Below are 19,782 nucleotides of genomic sequence, written 5' to 3' on the forward strand. Positions count from 1 at the left end.
TTATTTAGAAATAAAGGCTGTTTCTGTTCTTTCCTTGGTAGAAAAAGAGAAGGGGGTTAGGTTTTTATTAGTAAATCAGGAATCGCTACAGTTATCTTTTTACCGTCTGAGAACTCAACCTAGCCAGAAATGGAATATTAATGTAAATATTACAGGAATTTAAAAAGATACGCTCAGAGTATAGTACTGAGCTTCCTTGAGCGATGGTGCGATGCCGATAGCGAAGCGTTAGCGAGTCTTCGAGCGTCATAGCCAGTCGTAGACATCGCCCACTCAAACCACTGGACGAGATAATAACAATACCTCGTTCGATTGTTAGCGATCGCAAATGTCTTTTGATAACCTTTGCAAACTACTGTCCGAAAAACATCCTGCTACCTTTGCCAGTTGGGTTTTGGGTACACCACAAACAAGCGTCACAGTCCTCAAAACCGAATTGAGTATCGAACCAATTCGCGCTGATTATGTCACATTTTTACAACTACAAGGACGCATTCTCCATCTGGAATTTCAAACCAAACTAGAATCTACGCCACCCCTACCCCTGCGGATGCTAGATTACTGAGTACGCTTGTATCGTTTATATCGTCTACCAATAACGCAAGTTGTCGTATTACTGCTTCCCCCTGCACCAGGAACAGTAATTGAAACTGTCTTCTGTGTCGAAACTACCCGTCATGAATATCGCGTGATTCGCTTATGGGAAGAAAATCCTGAACCATTCCTCAATGAGCCAGCTTTGTTACCATTAGCACCACTGGCCGCAACCACGCAACCCCAAGCTTTGTTGCAACAAGTTGTGGGAAAAGTTAATCAACTTGAGCCAAGACAACGACCAGAAATTTCCGCGTATACCCAAATTTTAGCGGGGTTAAAATACAATCAAGACTTGATTCGACAATTATTTCGGGAGGGTATGATGCGCGAGTCAGTGATTTATCAAGAAATTCTCGCTGAAGGTGAACAACGAGGACGGGAAGAAGGACGAAAAGCAGAAGGGCAATTGCTCATTCTCCGTCAACTTACTCGACGGGTGGGAGAATTACCCCAAGAGATGCTAAACCGGATTGAAACTCTTTCCTTAGAACAATTAGAAAATCTCGGTGAAGCATTATTAGATTTTCAGGCTCAAGCGGATTTAGAAGCCTGGTTTGCCACATTAAAGCTCAATTAACTTGAATCCCCAAGGTTTCAAAGCCGCTAAAGCTATTTCTTCACTAACACCTTCATAAGCTTCCCATTCCAACGGATGCTCTTTGGGATGTCCGTCGCCGACATTACCTGCAACTTTAATTATTGGACAGTTGGCGATGCGATCGCGCTCCAACCCTCTTGGAATTGCTAGTTCAATTTTGTGCCCGATAAACTTCGCTGTACTATCATTAGCTACAGATTCACGGATTAAACAAATATCACCAGCAGTCCCCCAAGTAGTTTGGTATATGTGGAGGAATGATATATAAGTTGCAGGTTTGATGGATCTTTTTAGAACGTGCATTATCTGTAATCCTTACACTATGAGTCAAAAATCATAAATCATATAAGTATTTTCTATCACGTTCGTAGGGAAGAATGTTCTTAAATCACATTTTGCACCTACCCCAGGCGATTAGAAACCGCCTGGTGGAAGATGTAAATCTCAAAACACGATAATTGCCCACATACTAACTCCCAACCCGATCGCAGCTAGGTGTTGCCAAAGGAGCGATCGCACTGGTTGCTTGGCAATCTTTTGCGTTAATAATATAGTCATTAACACTGAGAAAATTATGGTTGCACCTTGCAAGAAGGCAATCACCGCAGGGTGAGCAACCAATATTGGCAATTGTTCACCACTCAAACCAAGAGTAGCAAAGGTGACGGGTAAAATCCGCCCGCCTTCACCCAAGCCCAAACGCAGATAGTGAGCTAAATTTCCCCCCAAAACTAATGGCAAGTAGCCGTATGCAAGCTCTACAAATGATCGAGGCTTACGGTTAAAGTTGAACACTTGGAGCAAGCCATAAGCCGCAAAGGTAAGAATCGCTGGGATAATTAACACTAGCAGCGATAATCCCAAATGTTGCCAAAACTGAGTTAAATCCAGTTCTAACCCCAACCAAGACTGCAACTCTGGCAAGCGATGTAGATATATCCCACCCAAGAGCAAAAACAACAATGCTACTTCATAAGTGCGGGGTACATGAGTTGTCCACAGTTCAATACCAGGGGGACGCAAGTTAAATTCAACGGAACGATGGGGACAAGCTTTGAGGCAAGTCATACACAGTACGCAATCTCGGTTATCTTCTAACTGCGCTGGGTGGGAGTATAGAGGACATCCATTGGTTTCCAGCCCTTCCCCCTTTTGCGGTCCACCTTTATAACATTGATAAGTTGTGCAACTAGCAGAACAAATACCTTGCTGTGCCCGGAGTTCCGTCATTGATAGTTTGGCAAATAAACCATTCATCCCACCAATGGGGCAGAGATACCGACACCAAAATCGCCGCTCAAAAAGAGCCGAGAAAATCATCGCCCCAGAGGTAATTAACAATAGTAAACAAGCGCTGAGGTAGGCAGTATTTTCTAAATGCCAGAGTTCTTCCCATAAGAAAATTAGGGAGAACAAACCAAACATGAACCATCCGCCCAATTTCTCAGCTTGTTCTCTTGGCCAGCGTTTGAGTTTTCGAGGCCACAGCCATAAAGATAACTTTTGGGTAATTTCCCCGTAAATCATGAAGGGACAAACAGAACACCAGACACGACCCAAAAAGGGAAAGAGAAATAAGAAGAAAGGCCACCACCAAGCCCAAAATAGATTTAATACGAAATTGCGATCGCGGGTTTGTGGCCCAATAAATAATACTGCAACTGTGATCGCAAAAGCCGTTGCAGTAAAACCATAGTTAATGCGATCGGGCCACCAGGGACTACGTAAAAAGCGCCGTAAAGAAGGATAGGCATTTAACAGATTCACCCGAAATCGTTTTTTCTTAGTTTCGGCTGGCCAGAAAATTTCTTCTGTTAATTCATTGGCACCCTCAGCTTGCACGATCGCCCTTTCAACCAGATTTTTCAATTCTTTGAGGTTGCCAGGAAAATCATAAGACTGGAGGCGACGCAAAGCTTCTGGGGTAATGTGCGGTTTCGGAACGCCTCTAGATCGAATGTAGAGACTGGTATAATATTCAACCTGTGTCTGAATATCGGCTTTCCGCACCCGTAGCGGTGGTACTTTAATAATATGACTAACAGAACGTTCAATTGTCGGCTGAGTTTTTTCTGAAACAATCAGAATTCTGGCTTTACTGGGGCGAGGTTCAGGTAATGGTTCTCCAGAACGAGCCACGGGGGTATACGTACCAGTTTTGAGCAACTGCGTTACGGGAGATAATAATTCTTCGGGCAATTCTTGGATGTTGTTGAGAACTAGAGTACCTTCTCCTAACCATTCCAATAATCCAGGTTTGCCGCCAGCGCGACCGAATAAATCTGCACCGCTCGTTTGAAGAATACCACAATTTACTTTAATAATTGGTTCTCGCCGTTTTGGAGAACCAAAGTGGATGAGAGCTGCTATGTTGTCTTTTTCTAGCCCTGGTTCACCGAAAATATCTACTGATTTGCTGTCAGCAGCAGCTTCTCGAATTTGCTCCCGCAGCCGCACAGCATAGCGACTTGTACCAACAATTCCCCGTTGCGCCTTGGTGACTAAATATGGCCGCAAAGCTACGGAACGTTCTTGTTCATAGCCAAGTGCAGATGTAACCTGAGCTAATTCTTGAGCCAATTGACGCGAAAAAGCTTGAGCAATTTCGGGGTATTGGGTGGCTAATTCACGAAATTTAGCAGCAGGCACAACCCACAAGTGACATTCAGTTACTGTAGTAATTGTGAATGGAGTTAATTCATCCAACAGCAATTCTTTGAGTTCAATCACTGCTCCTGGAAGGAATCCACAAGCTAAAGCTGGGTTGGTTTCATTGGTGCTATTGCTTTCTAGTTGACCTTCTACAAGAATATAAAGGGCTTCTGGAGGAGTGCCTTCGCTAACTAAGTCAGTTTCGGCACTCACTACTTGTTCTTCAATTTGTTGAGCGATCGCATTTAACACTTCAGGTGAGAGAATTCCTAAAGTCGTGCGTTCTTGTAGCCATATAACCGTTTCTGGAGATGTCATATTAAGTTCTCCGTGTAGGCTGCTGTATAACAAGGATTATCCCTTGAAAGCTGGTTCAATAATTCAGAATTTAGAACGAAGTTTAGATCGGACTACACTCATTATTTAAATCTTCAATCAATTTTACTACTGACTTAAATCCCAGTTTAGGAATTGCTAAAAGCTGCTAAGACTTGTTTAAGCAGGTTAATATAAGTTGGAAAAAGACACAGAAAAATAATCCCCGCAAAGACCCGGATTTAGTTATTAAAAAAACTAGAAATAGCAGCGTGCCTTTTTGCCCACCAGCGTGACATAGTATCTGGAGAACTCGCAGTTTTCTTTGAAGATGAATGCCATTTTTTGTGGGGAGATATTTATGGTTATATTCTATAGAAATAAGGCTTGTATAAAATATTGCTTATAAATTCCCCTAAAGAAATTCTTTTAACTAACTAGGAGAATTGATCGCATTAGTACAGGACAGCCACGCTGCTAAAGGCAGAACCTCAGACAAAATTACCTTCCCTACTAGAAGCAGCGAAGGAGGAAAAAATATCGGAGTAGGGTTTCAGGCTTAGGTTGACACTAATGCCCAGCTATATGGTAATATTTCATGGCATTATGCTAAAAAACTTTGCCTAGAATCAAAGAGTAACCAACCCATGAGTTTAGCTGTGATTAAGTTCTCTTCAGAAGAGTGCGGCATCTGCCACAAAATGTCTTTTTATGACAAAAAGGTGGTAGAAGAACTGGGTTTAGAATTTATCGATGTAAAGATGCAAGATACGACTGCTTACCGCAAGTATCGCAAGATTTTATTAACTCAATATCCCGATAAATCAGAAATGGGATGGCCTACTTACATCCTCTGCAATTCTCCAGACGGGGAATTTAAGATTGTTGGTGAGGTAAAAGGAGGTCATCCCAAAGGGGAGTTTAGAAGTCGTCTGCAAGAGGTTCTGGATTCCACAGCTAATCAGAACTAATTACATCAAAAGATTTGACCTCCAGGACAGGGCCAATCATGGCAGTAGTCATGATATCCTCGCGCACCTGTCCTTTAACTTTTGCTTTTTGTCCGGCTTTGAGTAAGTCTTTGTCAGCCCCTCTGAGGATTTCGTAAGTAACACCCTCTTCTGTGACTAACGCCCATGCGCCTGTGCCAATATCACGGCGTTCGATTGTACCTGTAAGTGTAATGCTCATAACAGTTCTGAGTGCTGAGTGCTGAGTGCTGTTAGCGGTAGCGGGGCGTTTAGCCCGTGCTGAGTGGGGGAGTAGGGAGTTAGGAATTAGGAGTTATAAAATTAATTCTCCATGCGCTATGCCCCATGCCCAATTCCCCATTCCCCATTTATGCAATTTTTTCTTCGTTTTTCAATGCTAAACGAACAAGTCCATAACAAATTAGGGCATTGGCAATGAGGAAGAGACGTGCTAAGTTACCACTTCCTAATCCCCAAACTGCTGGATCTAAAAACGCACTTATAGTTAAGCACGCTGCTACACCTAAAGTTGAACCAATGGCAAACCATTTCCAACTAGGATGTCCCAGCAACAATGCCATTAACACAATGGGAATCAGTACGCTGGCAAATAGGGGATTCAAGGCATCAGTTCCTTGGAGGGTATTGCCTAGTTCGGGAATTGAACTGCCCAAAACCCGGAAAGGCCATTGGGGAAGATCAAAAATATAGATTCCCTTGAGGAAGAATAACCCAGAACTGCCGGCAATTAGTCCACTAGATAAAGACCAACTCCAAGTGAAAGGGAAGTAAACCCGTAAAAACCAAGCCAGCAGATAGGAACCAACTACCATTAAAACCTTTGGTATTAGTGCTACCGCACCACCATCAATCCAAAAGCCTGGGTTAAGATAGCCGCTATCCCGCAACCATCGAAAGAAATCTGGGAAACTGATTTGCCCACTAAATGCTAGTTTGACTGCTGCTTCTGCATTGAGTTGTCCAGCGCCATAATAGTTCAAACCGTCATCTTGAATAACTCGTGCTGACTGCTTGAGGACTTTTAAAATTTCATCTGGTTCTTGGATGCCAGCAGCTTTGATTAATGCCGCAACACCAGCAACGTGGGGAGCAGCCATGCTTGTACCCTGGAAGCCCAGAAATACACCTTCACCCTTTTCATCGATGGTTTCTTGGAGAATCTTACCAGCTTCACTACCACCAGGAGCAGAGATATCTACCCCTGCACCAAAATTAGAATAGGGTGCTCTTTCGCCATCTGGGCCAATTGCCGAAACGCCTATGACGTATGGATATCTGGCTGGATAGCTTGCCCCATTAGCGTTTTCATTCCCCGCAGCGGCAATAATAACTACACCTTTTCTATGGGCATACTCGATCGCTTCTTTCATCAACTTGCTTTCACCGCTACCGCCCAAGCTCATATTAATCACATCTGCGCCTTTATCAGCAGCAAATTTAATCGCTTCGGCAATATCGGCAATAGTACCACCACCATAAGGACTGAGTACCTTCAGCGGCATCAGACTGGCTTCGTAAGCAATTCCAGCTACGCCATATTTGTTATTTGTGGCTTGGGCAATAGTTCCGGCAACATGAGTACCGTGGCCATTATCGTCTGTGGCTTCTTCTCGGTCGTTAACAAAATCATAGCCCTTGACGAATTTTGTCTCATACAAGTCGCGAACCTTGGTAATCCCGGTGTCAATCACTGCAACTGTGATGCCACTGCCTTTGGTTTGACTCCATGCGCCTTCAATACCGATTTTGTGCAAGTTCCACTGCTTGCTGTAATATTGGTCATTGGGGCCAGTTAATGAAGGACTTGCTTCTTCGTCTTCTTGGGGTCGCAAAAATTCTCCTAGCCAAGCGGCTTCACCTGGTTGAGGAATCTTGCTGTAGATATAGTTTGGTTCAATGAATTCTGTAGCTTGGGCAAACTGAGATTTTTTCAGTTCTTGGAGCCGTTGGCGATCGCCCTTGATAATATACACATTATCTTTTTTGGAAAACTTGTTGTCTAATTGGGGTGTAACGTTATATTGTTTGGCGATCGCTTGCAAATTCTGTTCCACCACAGATGATGGAATATCTTCCCGAAAATCAAGCAAAATCGTCTCAAACTCTCCTTTTGCTGCCAATCCCTGAAAATTCAGGAAACCAAATATGGCAGATCCCAGCCCAATGACAAACAAGCACAATAATATAAGTTTTCTCATATTAACTCATCACCGCTTTTTGCCAGTTTGCTCACTACCATAACTTATCTGCATCACTTGTTGGTGGATTTTGCACTTTTAGTTACAAGTTTCACTCAGGACTGAGGATTTTTTTAAACGATGGAACGTGGTCTTTTGTGGTTACCGCTGTTAGTAATGTTTTTCTGGTTGGCTTGGCAAGGCTCGAAGGAGTATCAAAAAGTTGAAGCCTATCGCGCCTGGGCAGAGCAATTTGAACGCGCTAAGTATGATATTTATTCTGTATTAGGTCAAAAAGGTAATGATCTAACTTGGGGAAAACCCACGCCTAAAGGGCCAATTAAACTAGAAACATTCTCTTTGCTTGATATCAAACAAATCGAGCTTTTAGTTGATGACAAATCAGTAGATGTAGAGAATCCACCAGAGAAAGGTCGTTCTATAGAATTAGAATTTAAATTTTCCGAATCTACTGGCTCAGTGCGGGTTCCGTTTACAGAAATCCCTTTGGCGGCGGAATGGGGTAAGTTTTTGCAGGGAGTATTACAAGACTTGCGATCGCAACCACAGTAGTAGTTATATTGAATCCCTAATGATTAATCTATAGCCTGATTGTTGTTTCTGGGTACAAAGCCATCCTGATCGAGGCAGAGTGCCCAGATTTTTGATTAAATAGCTACTCAAATGCTGCTCAAAAATAGTAATAACTAAAGCAGGATATCTGTTGTAACTGGAGTTAAAACGCTTATGCCTTGGTTTGTAAAGATTGAAGAAGGCAAAGTCGATAAACCTACCTTTGACCAATATGTACCTGCCCACAAAGCCTACATTCAGGACTTGATTACTAAAGGACACAAAGCCCGAACAGGCTATTGGGCGGAGCAAAGAGGCGGGATGTTGCTGTTTGAGGCAACCTCAAAGGCTGAAGCAGAAGCGATTGTAGCTGATGACCCGTTGGTGAAACACGGCTGCGTCACCTATCAACTTTATGAATGGCGAATTGTTATGGAATAACACACACTTACTGGATTTTAATGCTATGCTTTTATAAGACCTGGATCTATGCGATCGCAACACCCAAATCTTGTCAGAACCGGAAGGTAGCAGCAACACGGGAGGCTTGTGGTAGGCGTAGTCTCCGGGTCGCCCTATTTTTAGGAGCGGTCAGCAACAATGCCTGGTTTTGGAGATATTGTTCAAAAAGCTTTTTACCTCGGTGTTGGATTAGCTTCTTACGCAGGTGAGAAAGCAGGGGGAAAATTAGCCCAAGTGCGATCGCAAGTCCAAAAACTGGCAGATGAAATGGTTGCCAAGGGCGAAATGAACACCGAAGAAGCCCGCCGCTTCGTTGAAGAGATGATGAAGCAAGCCCAACAAGCCCAACCATCTGCTGAAACCTCTGAGACAACACCCCCTTCTGAACCTCGCCGCATTGAAATTTTAGAGGACGATGAAGAACCAACGGTGAAAGAGGCATCAACTGATGAGAATGTAGATAAGTTACGCCAAGAAGTGCTAAACCTGCAAGACGAGCTAAAACGATTGCAACGCGATCAATAAAAAGTATTCTTTGATCGAAATATTAGCAATCAGTGGCAACTTGACATGACACTTCGGATAGAAACTTGATAAGATACATTGCCTAGTGTGTAATTTAGTGCTTCAAGCCAGATAACACAAAGCGTCCTGTTTATAGCCTGCAAAGGTGTCAAGTTTATGGAACAGTGGCAAAAAGATTTAGTAGAAATCGTTGAAACGGTGGCTGATGAAGTAGAGCGTTTCTTCCTGGGAATGGGTGAAGTGGTAGACGCATTTTTTGAGTTAACGGAAGAAGTCACTGAGCAAGTACACAGTAACATTTTCACTGAAGTCGATCAGTATTTACAGGATTTGGCTGAACCAATGTTGGAGGCTTACTGGGAACTGGAAGACATTGTAGCAGATGTAGATCCGGGTTTTCCCTATTCAGTTGAACCTACAGCCGAAAAGAATCCTGCTTGCATTGGTTGTACTCATTACCACGGTCAAGTTTATGGTGGTAATTTGTTAGTTTGTGCCATGCATCCCAACGGTTGTGAAGATGAGAATTGTCCAGATTGGCAGAAGGAAGAGTATTGAGGGGGAGTTAGGAGTTAGGAGTTAACAAGCTACAAAATTACTAAAAGGACGTAAACTAATGACAAATGACAAATGACAAATGACAACCGATAAATTATCTGAAAGTGCATCTCAAGCAAGCCAGGAAATGAAGTATGGCGAACGCGACATTGCAGAAGGTAAACTAATTACTTTTCCGAATCCGCGTGTGGGTAGACGATATGACATTACCATTACTTTGCCGGAATTTACCTGTAAATGTCCGTTTTCCGGTTATCCTGACTTTGCGACAATTTACATTACATATATACCTGATGAACGGGTAGTGGAATTGAAGGCGCTTAAGCTTTACATTAATAGTTACCGCGATCGCTATATTTCCCACGAAGAGTCTGCTAATCAAATTTTGGATGATTTTGTAGCTGCTTGTGATCCGTTGGAAGTCGCTGTGAAAGCAGATTTTACGCCTCGTGGTAATGTACATACTGTGGTTGAAGTGCGTCACCAAAAGTAAGGTAAGTTTTAAACGCAAAGGGACGCGGAGGAAATCGCAGAGGAACGCGGAGGATTACTTTGCGTTCCTCTGCTTTTAAACTTCAATCGCCGTTTCTTTCTCCTCACCTTTTGGTTGTGAACTTAGGCGATCTAAAATTTCTAGAACTTCTTGTTCAAAAGCAACTTGGGCGCGATTAGTTTTGCCACCAACATATAAGCGATCGCCTTTTTGCAATGCCCATATTTGCGAGTGGGAGAAGTAACTCATCACCACACCCAACATGAGCAAACCAAACCCTGTGTAAACAATTGGGATGCCTGGATCGGCTTTAATTTGTAAGCCAGTGCTACCAATGACATCCAGAATTTTCAGCTTCACGCCATTGATTTCGGTGAACATCCCAGCGCGGACTGTATCAACGAGTTTGCCAGTGGCATCATAAATTAATACCATCCCTTGCAAGTCTTTCGCTAATAGGGAGACACCCTCACTCAAATCCGGTTTAGTTGGAACCCAAGTTCCCCAAATGCGCCCGTTACCGTTGGTGTTCAATTGCGCCATCGGTAGCTGAAAAATGGGGCTATTGTTAAATTGGACGCGAACACCTGCAATTCCCCAATCAGTTTGATAGAAAGTTACGCCATGATAGCGCAGAGGTTCGTTGACAAAAATTTTCTTATGGTCAACTTCCTTTCCCTGATTATCCAAGACAGACATATCCGAATAAAATTGATCAATGCCACCAGATGGTGTGTAGTCAATCCAAAAACGATTGACGCGCACAGACCAATCTTTCGGGACTTGGGCTGCTGCTAAAGGGCCAGCATCGACAATATTTGTCACTTTAAATGTATCGCCACTGGCAACCATTTCTTGAGCCAGAAACCCAGTCATCGCCCCCCAAATTCCCCCTAGCAAAATAGCGACGATGCCAATATGAACGATAATTGGGCCGATGCGTCCAACTATTCCCTTGCGGGCGTAGAGGAGATTTGCTTTTTCTTGATCTGGAAAAATTTTATAGCGGTGTTTCTGTAATATCTGGTTTAAGGAATCTAGGGAACCATGATCTAGTTCTGCACTCAAAGCTAACTTTTGAAATTGCCGTGGTTCTTCGTAATATTTCCAGCGCTGGGCAGCTTTTAAGGCTGGTAACTGACGGGTAAAAGAACAAGCAGTTAAGCTAGTACCAAATAAGATGAGTAATGCCAGAAACCACCAGGTACGATACACATGGTCTAATCCAACTACCTGAATTACCTTCCAAGTTAGGAAACCAAATAAAGCTGGATGTTCTGGGTAGTTGGCTTGGTAAAATGCGGGTGATTGACCTTGCTCGATTACAGTACCGGTGGAGCTAAAGATCGCAATCAATAGCAGTAGTGCGATCGCTAGTCGTAAGTTAGTCAGTATAGGCAAAAGCTCTTGGCGTAAGAACTTCCCAGGTAGTGCCCACCATTTTAATTCTTTGGACGCTGAATCTTCTAAAGTCATTATGTGTAAAAGCTAATACAGGTATTGATATTAAAAACTGCCAAGGGGAATCCGAGAAATTAAGGAAAATACACCGAATCCTACCAATAGTGCCCCACTAACTGGGTTAATCCAACCAGACCAGCGACGCAATTCCAGTAACTTTTTAATTGAAGCTGTAAAAGTACCCGCCAAAATCAACGGCGTTACATAACCGGCTGTGTAAGAAAGTAGCAAAACAGCGCCTAAAATGAGGTCTTGTGTACTAGCAATCCAACTTAACAAGCTAGCTAAAACAGGCGTGCTACAAGGGGATGCGACTAAACCAAAAGTCAGTCCCAGCAAATAGGAACGCAATCCGGCTGGTAAATCTGGCGAAATCCAATTGGTTTCACCCAAGGATGGAAATTGTAGAGGTAGTGCTTCTAATAAGTTCAGCCCCATGAGAATGGCGATAATGCTGACGATAATCGGCAAACCAATTCCCACTTGACCATAGACTTTTCCTACTAACCCTGCTATAATACCCAATCCTGCCAATGTAGTTGCTAATCCGAAAGCAAACCAAGTTGATTGGGCAGCTGCTTGCAGGCGGCTTTTGGCTTCATAACCGCCGATGTAACCAATGGTAATTGGCAGCATAGAAAGCATACAGGGTGTGAGACTGGTGAGCAAGCCAGCGGCAAAGATGATACCAACACTCACCACGCTAAGGTGTGTCAGTTGGTTAGAAACGAGGCTGTTGGCAAATTGTTCTAGTTGGTAAATTTGGGTTTGCAGGTTATCAAACATGGGGAGTCTCTGAGCGGGAAATGCTTACTCTGCTTGAATTTTAGCCTATTTTTGCTTTCTGAGTCAGCAGAAGTGGTTATCCCAATCTGATATCATCTAAATTTCATCTGCCCAAGGAAATGTATCTAAAATACAATAATTAAGCTTGGATTATCCCTGAAGAAGCACGGCTGGAGTATTTGGCATGATGATTGCATTACCCGGATTTCAAATTGTCACTTTGTTAAAAGCAGGGGTAAAAGCAGTCATATACCGGGGAATTAAGGTTAAAGATCAGTGTCCGGTAATCATCAAAGGGCTACGTCCAGAACAGTGCACACCCAATAATATTGAACAACTCAAACACGAATATGCGATCGCTAAAAGGTTAAACACCACAGCAGCAGTCAAAGCTTACGCCTTAGAGATACACCAGGGAATCCCTTATTTAATTATGGAGGATTTTGAGGCGCGATCGCTCGACCAGTTCCTATACCAATTTCAACAGCCTATTCAATTTCTGAAGATTGCTATTGAAATCACTAGCAAACTCGCACAAATCCACACTCATCACATTGTCCACAAGGATATTAAGCCGCAAAACATTTTAATTAACCTCGAAACTAATCAGGTAAAAATTTCCGATTTTGGAATTGCTGCCTTCATTCCATACCAGCAGCAAATAGTTAGCAGTTCCAGTTGCATTGAAGGCAGTTTACCTTATTTATCACCTGAACAAACTGGGCGGATGAATCGAGGAATTGACCATCGCAGCGATTTGTATTCACTAGGAGTTACCTTTTATGAGATGCTCACAGGTCAGCTACCATTTCAAGGTAAAGACCCCTTAGAGTGGGTGCATTGTCATATTGCCAAATCTCCACTATCTCCAAAAAAGCTAAACTCTGATATTCCTCAAATACTTTGTGACATCATCATGAAATTGCTGTCGAAGGTTGCAGAACAGAGGTATCAGAGTGCTTTAGGTTTACAACTTGATTTGGAAAAATGCTTAAAGCAATTGGAGACAACTGGACAAATTCAATCCTTTGTTTTGGGTGAACAAGATATCTCAGAGCGCTTTCAAATTCCTCAAAAATTGTATGGACGAGAACTAGAGATTGCCAAGCTTTTACAAGCATTTGAGCGAGTAGTGAATCAAGGCAAACCAGAACTTGTCCTAGTTTCTGGCTATGCTGGCGTTGGTAAATCAACTCTTGTGAAGGAGATTCACAAGCCTATTGTTAGAGAACGCGGGGTTTTTATCTCTGGTAAGTTTGATCAGTATAAACGAGATATTCCTTATTCCACAATTGTTCAAGCTTTTCAAACATTAGCTCGACAAATTTTAACTGAACCTGAAGATCAACTTGCTACCTGGAAAAAGCAAATACAAGCAGCATTAGGGAACAATGGCAAACTAATCACAGATGTAATTCCAGAAGTTGAACTAATCGTTGGAAAACAGCCTCATATACCAGAGTTGGGGCCTGCCGAATCTAAAAATCGATTCAATTTGGTGTTTCAAAAATTTATCAGCATCTTTGCTCAAAAAGAGCATCCACTCACTGTTTTTTTAGATGATATGCAGTGGGCGGACACCGCTACTTTGAATTTAATTCAAACTATTATTACTGGCTCTAGTATCCAGTATCTCTGCTTCATTTTGGCGTATCGAGATAATGAAATTGATGTTGTACATCCCTTCAATTTGATGATAGAGAAGGTTCGCCAGTATGGAGCAAGAACGACTGAAATTCTGCTTACACCGTTGAATCCTATCTATGTCAATCAGTTAATTGCTGATACCTTACATAGTTCAGCAGAACAAGTAGAAACTCTTGCCCAATTGATTATCCAAAAAACTGACGGAAATCCCTTCTTTGTCAATGAATTTCTCAAAATATTACATCAAGAAAATCTGCTGAACTTTAATCACCAAGATGGTGTTTGGCAATGGAAACTAGCTGAAATTGAAGCCCAAGGTATTACAGATAATATTGTCAATCTAATGATTGAGCGGATGCAAAAACTTCCACTTGCGACTCAACAAGTGCTGAAGTTAGCCTCTTGTATTGGTAATCGCTTTGATTTAGAAGTTTTAGCACTTGTTGGGGAACAATCTATTGAAGGAACAGCAAATGCACTTGTTGAAGCAATTTTAAGAGGATTAATTATCCCTATAGAGTCAGATGAAAGTACCCAAAAAAACTATCGTTTCTACCATGACCGAGTTCAACAAGCGGCTTATGCCTTAATTGCTGATGAATTCAAGTCGGCAGTGCATTTGAAAATTGGGCAGCTTTTGCTGAAGAATGCTAGTTATGAACAAGTGAATGAGCAAATTTTTGATTTGGTCAATCAACTCAATCTCGCGGTAGATATAATTGTTGAGCAAACAGAAAAAGATGAATTAGTACGATTGAATTTAATTGCTGGTAAAAAAGCAAAAGCATCTACAGCCTATACTCCTGCTAAAAAATTTTTTAGTGTTGCCATGCATCTTTTAGGTGAGAATGCTTGGATTGAACAATATGAACAAACATTTATTTTATTTAGAGAGCTAGCTGAGTGTGAATTCTTAACAGGCAATTTAGAACAAGCAGAAGAATTATTTAAACTACTATTGATTAAAGCAAACTCATCTATTGAAAAAGCTAATATTTATATATTACAAATCCGACTCTACCAAGTTGCAGGTAGGTATGAAGAGGCGTTGATATTGGGATTAGCAGCTTTAAAAATTTTTGGTGTGATATTTCCTGATTCAAATGAGCAAATACAAGGTGCGATCGCAGTTGAAAAAAACCAGGTATTAACCAATCTAGATAATAGACAAGTTTCTGATTTAATTGATGCTCCACTAATTCAAGACCCTAATATTAAAACAGTCATTAGTTTGTTGACAACTTTGGGGCCACCTACTTATCTCGGTAGACCTGATATTTTTCCTTTAGTAGTACTCAAAGCAGTCAACTACTCACTCAAGTTTGGTAATACAGAAGATTCTTGTTTTGCTTACAGCATGTATGCCATGTTGTTAGTTTCTATTTTCCATGATATTCCTACAGGCTACGCATTTTCTGAGATGACAATTCAATTAAATGAAAAGTTGCATGATTTGAAGCTTAGAGGAGTTGTTCTACATATTCATGGAAGTCATATCAACGTTTGGTGTAACCATATTGCCACCGATATTCCCTTTTTAGAGCGGGGATTTATTGGCTGTGTAGAAGCAGGTGATGTGACGATGGCAAACTACAACGGTTATCAAGGATCGTGGCAAATTATCCAGTTAGGCTATCCACTTTCAGAGACATACAAATCTCTAGAAAAATACACCGCATTTGCCCGCCAGTCTAAACATGAGGCTGTATATCAGACAATCAGACTACAGCAGATGCTACTGATGAATCTGCGCGGACTAACTCACCAAAATCTGACTCTAAGTGATGATAGTTTTGATGAATCACGCGCTTTATCTATTATTACAGATGCAGGGTTTGTTAGTGGAATTATTTTCTATCACATTATCAAATTAATTATCTTTTTTACATATCGACAGTATATAGAGGCTCTTAATTGTGCCTTAAAATTATCCAATTTTCCAGTTACGACACTGGCATTACCAATTGAAACAGATTATGTTTTATATTACTCATTAAGTCTAACGGCTCTTTATCCAATAGTCTCTTCTCAAGAGCAAAAACTGTTTTTACAAACCCTAGAATCACATCAGCAACAATTGCAATATTGGGCTAAACACGGCCCTGAAAACTTTTTACATAAATCTCAATTAGTAGCTGCTGAAATAGCTCGAATTGAAGGTCGGGATTTGGAAGCAATGCGCCTGTATGAGCAATCAATTACTTCAACTCGTGAGCAGGGATTTGTACAATATGAAGCTTTAGCTAATGAGCTAGCTGCTAACTTTTATTTTGAGCGAGAGTTTGAATTAATTGCCAAAACATACTTAGAAGTAGCTAAAAATACTTATATGCGTTGGGAGGCATTTGCTAAAGTCAAGCACTTAGAAGAATCCTATCCTCAACTATTGCCACAACAACAGCTTGTCTCTGATGGAACGTTTATTACCACAGGTGAGCATTTAGACTTTTTGTCAATAGTTAAAGCCTCTCAAACTATATCTAGTGAAATTGTTTTTTCGCGGTTGTTGAAGACATTAATGCAAATTGTCGTCGAGCAAGCAGGAGCAGAAATCGGTTATTTATTGCTAGAACACGAGCAAAATATGGTGATTGAAGTAGAAGCGAAGGTTAATCCCCAAGCAGAAAAGCTCAATGTTTCTCGACTTGTATTAGAGAGTGAAATTTCACAAGTTATTCCTCAATCAATACTGAATTATGTTCAGCGCACTCAAGAAATAGTGATTTTGCAGAATGCCACTGAGCAAAATCTGTTTTCAAAAGACGAGTATATAATTCAAAAGCAACCTAAATCTGTACTTTGTTTGCCGATCGCTCGTCAATCAAAATTACTTGGGATTTTATATTTAGAAAATAATTTAATCTCCAGTGCCTTCACACAGGACAAACTTTCTGTACTGGAAATTTTGACGGTTCAAATTGCTATTTCTCTAGAAAATGCTCGTCTTTATCAAGGTTTGGAAAATAGCCAAGCACAACTCAACCTGGCGTTAAAATCTGCTCAAATCGGTGTTTGGAGTTGGGATATCGCCAGCGATCGCTTTGACTGGGATGAGCAGATTTATCAACTATTTGGGTTGACGCCGGAAACCTTTGCTGGCACTTCTGAAGCGATTTTAGCTCGTCTGCATCCAGATGATCGAGAATTCCTAGCTCAATCCTTAAGTCAAGCGATTAACGAAGGCTTGGAGCATGATTTAGAATATCGAATTATTTGGGATGACGGCAGTATTCGTTACTTAGCCTGTCGGGGAAAAGCCTTTTTTGACGATGCGGGTATTGCCACACACATGAGTGGTATTGTGCTTGATATCACCGATCGCAAACAATCTGAAGCCAAACGTATCCAACTAATTCAAGAGCAAACCGCCCGACAGGAAGCAGAAGCCGATCAGCAAAGAGCAACGTTTTTGGCTCAAGTCAGTGCAACCCTCGCCTCTTCTCTTGATTACGAAAGTACGTTAGCAAGTGTGGCTAACCTGGTGGTGCCTTACTTGGCCGATTGGTGTGCCGTTGATCTGTTGCAAGATAACCAATTAATTAATCGGGTAGCAGTTGCTCACCGAGATCCAGAGAAAGTGAAGCTCGGTTGGGAACTTTATCAACGTTATCCCAGAAAGTTGGATGAACCTCAAGGTGTGCCTAAAGTGCTGCGTACAGGAATTGCTGAAATGGTAACTGAAATTCCAGATGCGGCTTTACTAAAATACATCTTAGACGCAGAACATCTAAGAATTGTGCGTGAACTTGGTTTAAAGTCATGTATAATCTTACCCTTAGTGGCACGTGAAAGAATTTTTGGTGCAATTTCCTTTTTTACTGCTGAATCAGAACGTCGTTACAGCACGGCTGACTTGTCACTAGCGGAAGATGTTGCCCATCGAGCTGCGATCGCCATCGATAATGCCCGCCTTTACCAAGAAGCGCAGCAAGCACAAAAAACAGCAGAACTAGCCCTAGAACGCATTGCCCGTCTCCAATCCATCACAGCTGCCCTTTCAGAATCCCTGACACCAGCCCAAGTATCTGAAGTGATTGTAGAGCAGAGCATGGCTGCCTTGGGAGCCACTTCTGCCCTCGTCGCCTTGGTGAATGAAAGTAAAACTGAACTGGAAATTGTGCGTGCGGTTGGTTATAAACAAGATTTGGTGGATAGTTGGCGTCATTTTGCCATCGATTCACCTTCTCCCTTAGCAGAAGCTGTACGAACTGGGAAAGCTATTTGGGCACAACCAACAGAAAATCGGGTTGCTCGTTACCCACATTTATCCCAAATATATGCCCAATATGACTTTAAAGCCTGGATTTCTATTCCATTAATGGTAGAGGGTTTGGCAGTTGGAGGTATAAGTGTGGGATTTGCCCAACCTCAACAACTAAGTGAGGAAGATCAAGCGTTTCTCTTGGCTGTGGCTCAACAATGCGCCCAAGCGATCGCTCGTGCCCATCTCTATGAAGCTGAACAAACGGCACGAAGCGCTGCTGAATCTGCAAACCGCATCAAAGATGAATTTTTAGCGGTGCTGTCTCATGAATTGAGAACACCACTTAACCCGATTCTGGGTTGGGCAAAACTGATGCGGAGTCGCAAGCTTGATCAAGCAACAAGCGATCGCGCCCTCGAAACTATTGAGCGCAACGCCAAGTTACAAACCCAATTAATTGAAGATTTGCTTGATGTCTCCCGCATCCTTCAAGGTAAACTTAATCTCAACTTCGGCCAGATTAATTTGGTATCAGTGATTGAAGCTGCGATCGAGACTGTGCGTTTATCAGCAGAGGCTAAATCTATCCAGATTCACAGAAGTATTGAATCTGGTATCGGGAAAGTTTTAGGGGATGCTAATCGATTGCAACAAGTCTTTTGGAATATTCTTTCCAATGCGATTAAATTTACTCCTACTGGAGGAGAAGTAAAAATTAAATTAGAGCAAGTTGGCTCACAGGTACAAATCCGTGTAACTGATACAGGGAAGGGAATTGCACCTGATTTCTTACCTTATGTTTTTGATTATTTCCGTCAAGCTGATGGTGCTACAACTCGAAAATTTGGCGGTTTAGGTTTAGGATTAGCGATCGTCCATCATCTCGTAGAACTTCACGGGGGAACTGTGCAAGCAGAAAGTCTCGGCGAAGCTAGAGGAGCAACTTTCACCGTCAGACTTCCATGCATACAGGATGAAAGCAAGGGAATCAAGGATGCAAAAGATAATTCCGCAGTTGTGGCGGCTCAGTCCTTTCCCCTATCTGGCTTAGAGATTCTCGTGGTGGATGATGATGCAGATATGCGAGAGTTTTTGCCTTTTATGCTGGAACAATATGGTGCAACTGTTACAGCTGTCGCCTCAGCCTTTGAAGCTTTAACTGCACTGAGTCAATCCCAGCCAAATATAATTGTCAGCGATATTGGGATGCCAGAAATGGACGGTTATATGCTGATGCGACAGATCAGGAGTCTGGAACCAGAGCAAGGCGGGACTATTCCAGCGATCGCTTTAACTGCTTATGCTGGTGAGATGGATCATCAGCAAGCGATCGCTGTCGGATTTCAACAGCATATCTCTAAGCCTGTAGATCCAGAAGAATTGGTGAAGGCGATAACATCATTAAGTAAAAGTTTGTAGTAAGCTAATCAGCATTCAAGTTGCATAATCAGGGCGGGCAAGATGCCCACCTTACAAGGTATTGAGAAAATTTTAATATGCAAATTAGATGTCAATACTTCTCGGTTAAGCACTTTTAACTCGGAATCGGGTTTGGGGAAAAGGTTAAAGGGTAAGGGTTAAAGGTTTTTTCTTTTCCCTTTCCCATTCCCCTTTTCCCCTTAACCGAAAAGTATTGAATTAGATGTGTTTTAGCTTAATTGGACTCAACTGCGAAGCACTATATAAACTAAATAAAAAGCGCTCTCCAAAAGGGGAGCGCTTTCTAGTGTGAATTACTTAGC

General features: G+C 42.0%; 13 protein-coding genes, 1 other RNA gene and 1 pseudogene. 9 read left to right on the forward strand and 6 right to left on the reverse strand.

Translation table 11 applies throughout. The features are described 5' to 3' along the window. Positions 1-328: 328 nt before the first annotated feature. A pseudogene (locus tag ACWATR_RS03715) lies at positions 329-1,174 on the forward strand (Rpn family recombination-promoting nuclease/putative transposase). Here ACWATR_RS03715 and ACWATR_RS03720 read toward each other — a convergent pair. Beyond that, positions 1,160-1,498: a hypothetical protein gene (locus ACWATR_RS03720; protein WP_099103867.1), complete on the reverse strand. Its 339-nt coding sequence runs from the start codon at positions 1,496-1,498 to the stop codon at positions 1,160-1,162. The pseudogene ACWATR_RS03715 and the gene ACWATR_RS03720 overlap by 15 nt on opposite strands. A gap of 141 nt (positions 1,499-1,639) precedes the next feature. Then, positions 1,640-4,165, reverse strand: a complete 2,526-nt coding sequence (locus ACWATR_RS03725) for an AAA-type ATPase lid domain-containing protein (RefSeq protein WP_460329643.1) — start codon at positions 4,163-4,165, stop codon at positions 1,640-1,642. Positions 4,166-4,809: 644 nt separating this feature from the next. On the opposite strand from ACWATR_RS03725, the gene ACWATR_RS03730 reads away from it, so the two are divergent. Continuing rightward, on the forward strand, positions 4,810-5,133 hold the full coding sequence (locus tag ACWATR_RS03730; RefSeq protein ID WP_181931386.1) for a thioredoxin family protein: 324 nt from the start codon (positions 4,810-4,812) through the stop codon (positions 5,131-5,133). On the opposite strand, the gene ACWATR_RS03735 is transcribed toward ACWATR_RS03730, so the two are convergent. Both ACWATR_RS03735 and ACWATR_RS03740 read right to left on the reverse strand, forming a co-directional pair. Further along, positions 5,120-5,353: a hypothetical protein gene (locus ACWATR_RS03735; protein ID WP_181931385.1), complete on the reverse strand. Its 234-nt coding sequence runs from the start codon at positions 5,351-5,353 to the stop codon at positions 5,120-5,122. The two genes, ACWATR_RS03730 and ACWATR_RS03735, sit on opposite strands and share 14 nt — an antisense overlap. Before the next feature lie 148 nt (positions 5,354-5,501). Next, positions 5,502-7,352 carry a S8 family peptidase gene (locus ACWATR_RS03740; RefSeq protein WP_460329646.1) on the reverse strand — a complete coding sequence of 617 codons (1,851 nt, stop codon included), beginning with the start codon at positions 7,350-7,352 and terminating at the stop codon, positions 5,502-5,504. Positions 7,353-7,472: 120 nt separating this feature from the next. Here ACWATR_RS03740 and ACWATR_RS03745 point away from each other — a divergent pair, with 120 nt between their 5' ends. The 6 genes from ACWATR_RS03745 to queF all read left to right on the forward strand — a co-directional run bounded on the left by ACWATR_RS03745 (position 7,473) and on the right by queF (position 9,942). Beyond that, on the forward strand, positions 7,473-7,904 hold the full coding sequence (locus ACWATR_RS03745) for a hypothetical protein (protein WP_460329648.1): 432 nt from the start codon (positions 7,473-7,475) through the stop codon (positions 7,902-7,904). Between the two features lie 174 nt (positions 7,905-8,078). After that, positions 8,079-8,345, forward strand: coding sequence for a YciI family protein (locus ACWATR_RS03750; RefSeq protein ID WP_069072744.1), 267 nt, complete (start codon positions 8,079-8,081; stop codon positions 8,343-8,345). A 37-nt stretch (positions 8,346-8,382) separates the two neighbouring features. After that, an RNA gene (gene ffs / locus ACWATR_RS03755) (signal recognition particle sRNA small type) lies at positions 8,383-8,479 on the forward strand. Positions 8,480-8,504: 25 nt separating this feature from the next. Next, positions 8,505-8,891, forward strand: a complete 387-nt coding sequence (locus tag ACWATR_RS03760; protein WP_181931381.1) for a phasin family protein — start codon at positions 8,505-8,507, stop codon at positions 8,889-8,891. A 156-nt stretch (positions 8,892-9,047) separates the two neighbouring features. Further along, complete coding sequence (locus tag ACWATR_RS03765) at positions 9,048-9,449, forward strand: hypothetical protein (RefSeq protein WP_069072742.1); 402 nt, start codon at positions 9,048-9,050, stop codon at positions 9,447-9,449. A 79-nt stretch (positions 9,450-9,528) separates the two neighbouring features. Further along, positions 9,529-9,942: a preQ(1) synthase gene (gene queF, locus ACWATR_RS03770; protein ID WP_460329651.1), complete on the forward strand. Its 414-nt coding sequence runs from the start codon at positions 9,529-9,531 to the stop codon at positions 9,940-9,942. Between the two features lie 75 nt (positions 9,943-10,017). On the opposite strand, the gene ACWATR_RS03775 is transcribed toward queF, so the two are convergent. Both ACWATR_RS03775 and ACWATR_RS03780 read right to left on the reverse strand, forming a co-directional pair. Next, positions 10,018-11,418, reverse strand: a complete 1,401-nt coding sequence (locus ACWATR_RS03775) for a cytochrome c biogenesis protein (RefSeq protein ID WP_460329653.1) — start codon at positions 11,416-11,418, stop codon at positions 10,018-10,020. 30 nt (positions 11,419-11,448) lie between these two features. Continuing rightward, positions 11,449-12,189, reverse strand: coding sequence for a cytochrome c biogenesis protein CcdA (locus ACWATR_RS03780; RefSeq protein ID WP_460329655.1), 741 nt, complete (start codon positions 12,187-12,189; stop codon positions 11,449-11,451). A gap of 184 nt (positions 12,190-12,373) precedes the next feature. Here ACWATR_RS03780 and ACWATR_RS03785 point away from each other — a divergent pair, with 184 nt between their 5' ends. Then, positions 12,374-19,459 (forward strand): AAA family ATPase, encoded by a 7,086-nt coding sequence (locus tag ACWATR_RS03785; RefSeq protein WP_460329657.1) that lies wholly within the window; start codon positions 12,374-12,376, stop codon positions 19,457-19,459. Positions 19,460-19,782: the final 323 nt, after the last annotated feature.

The organism is Nostoc sp. UIC 10890, from assembly GCF_054786515.1.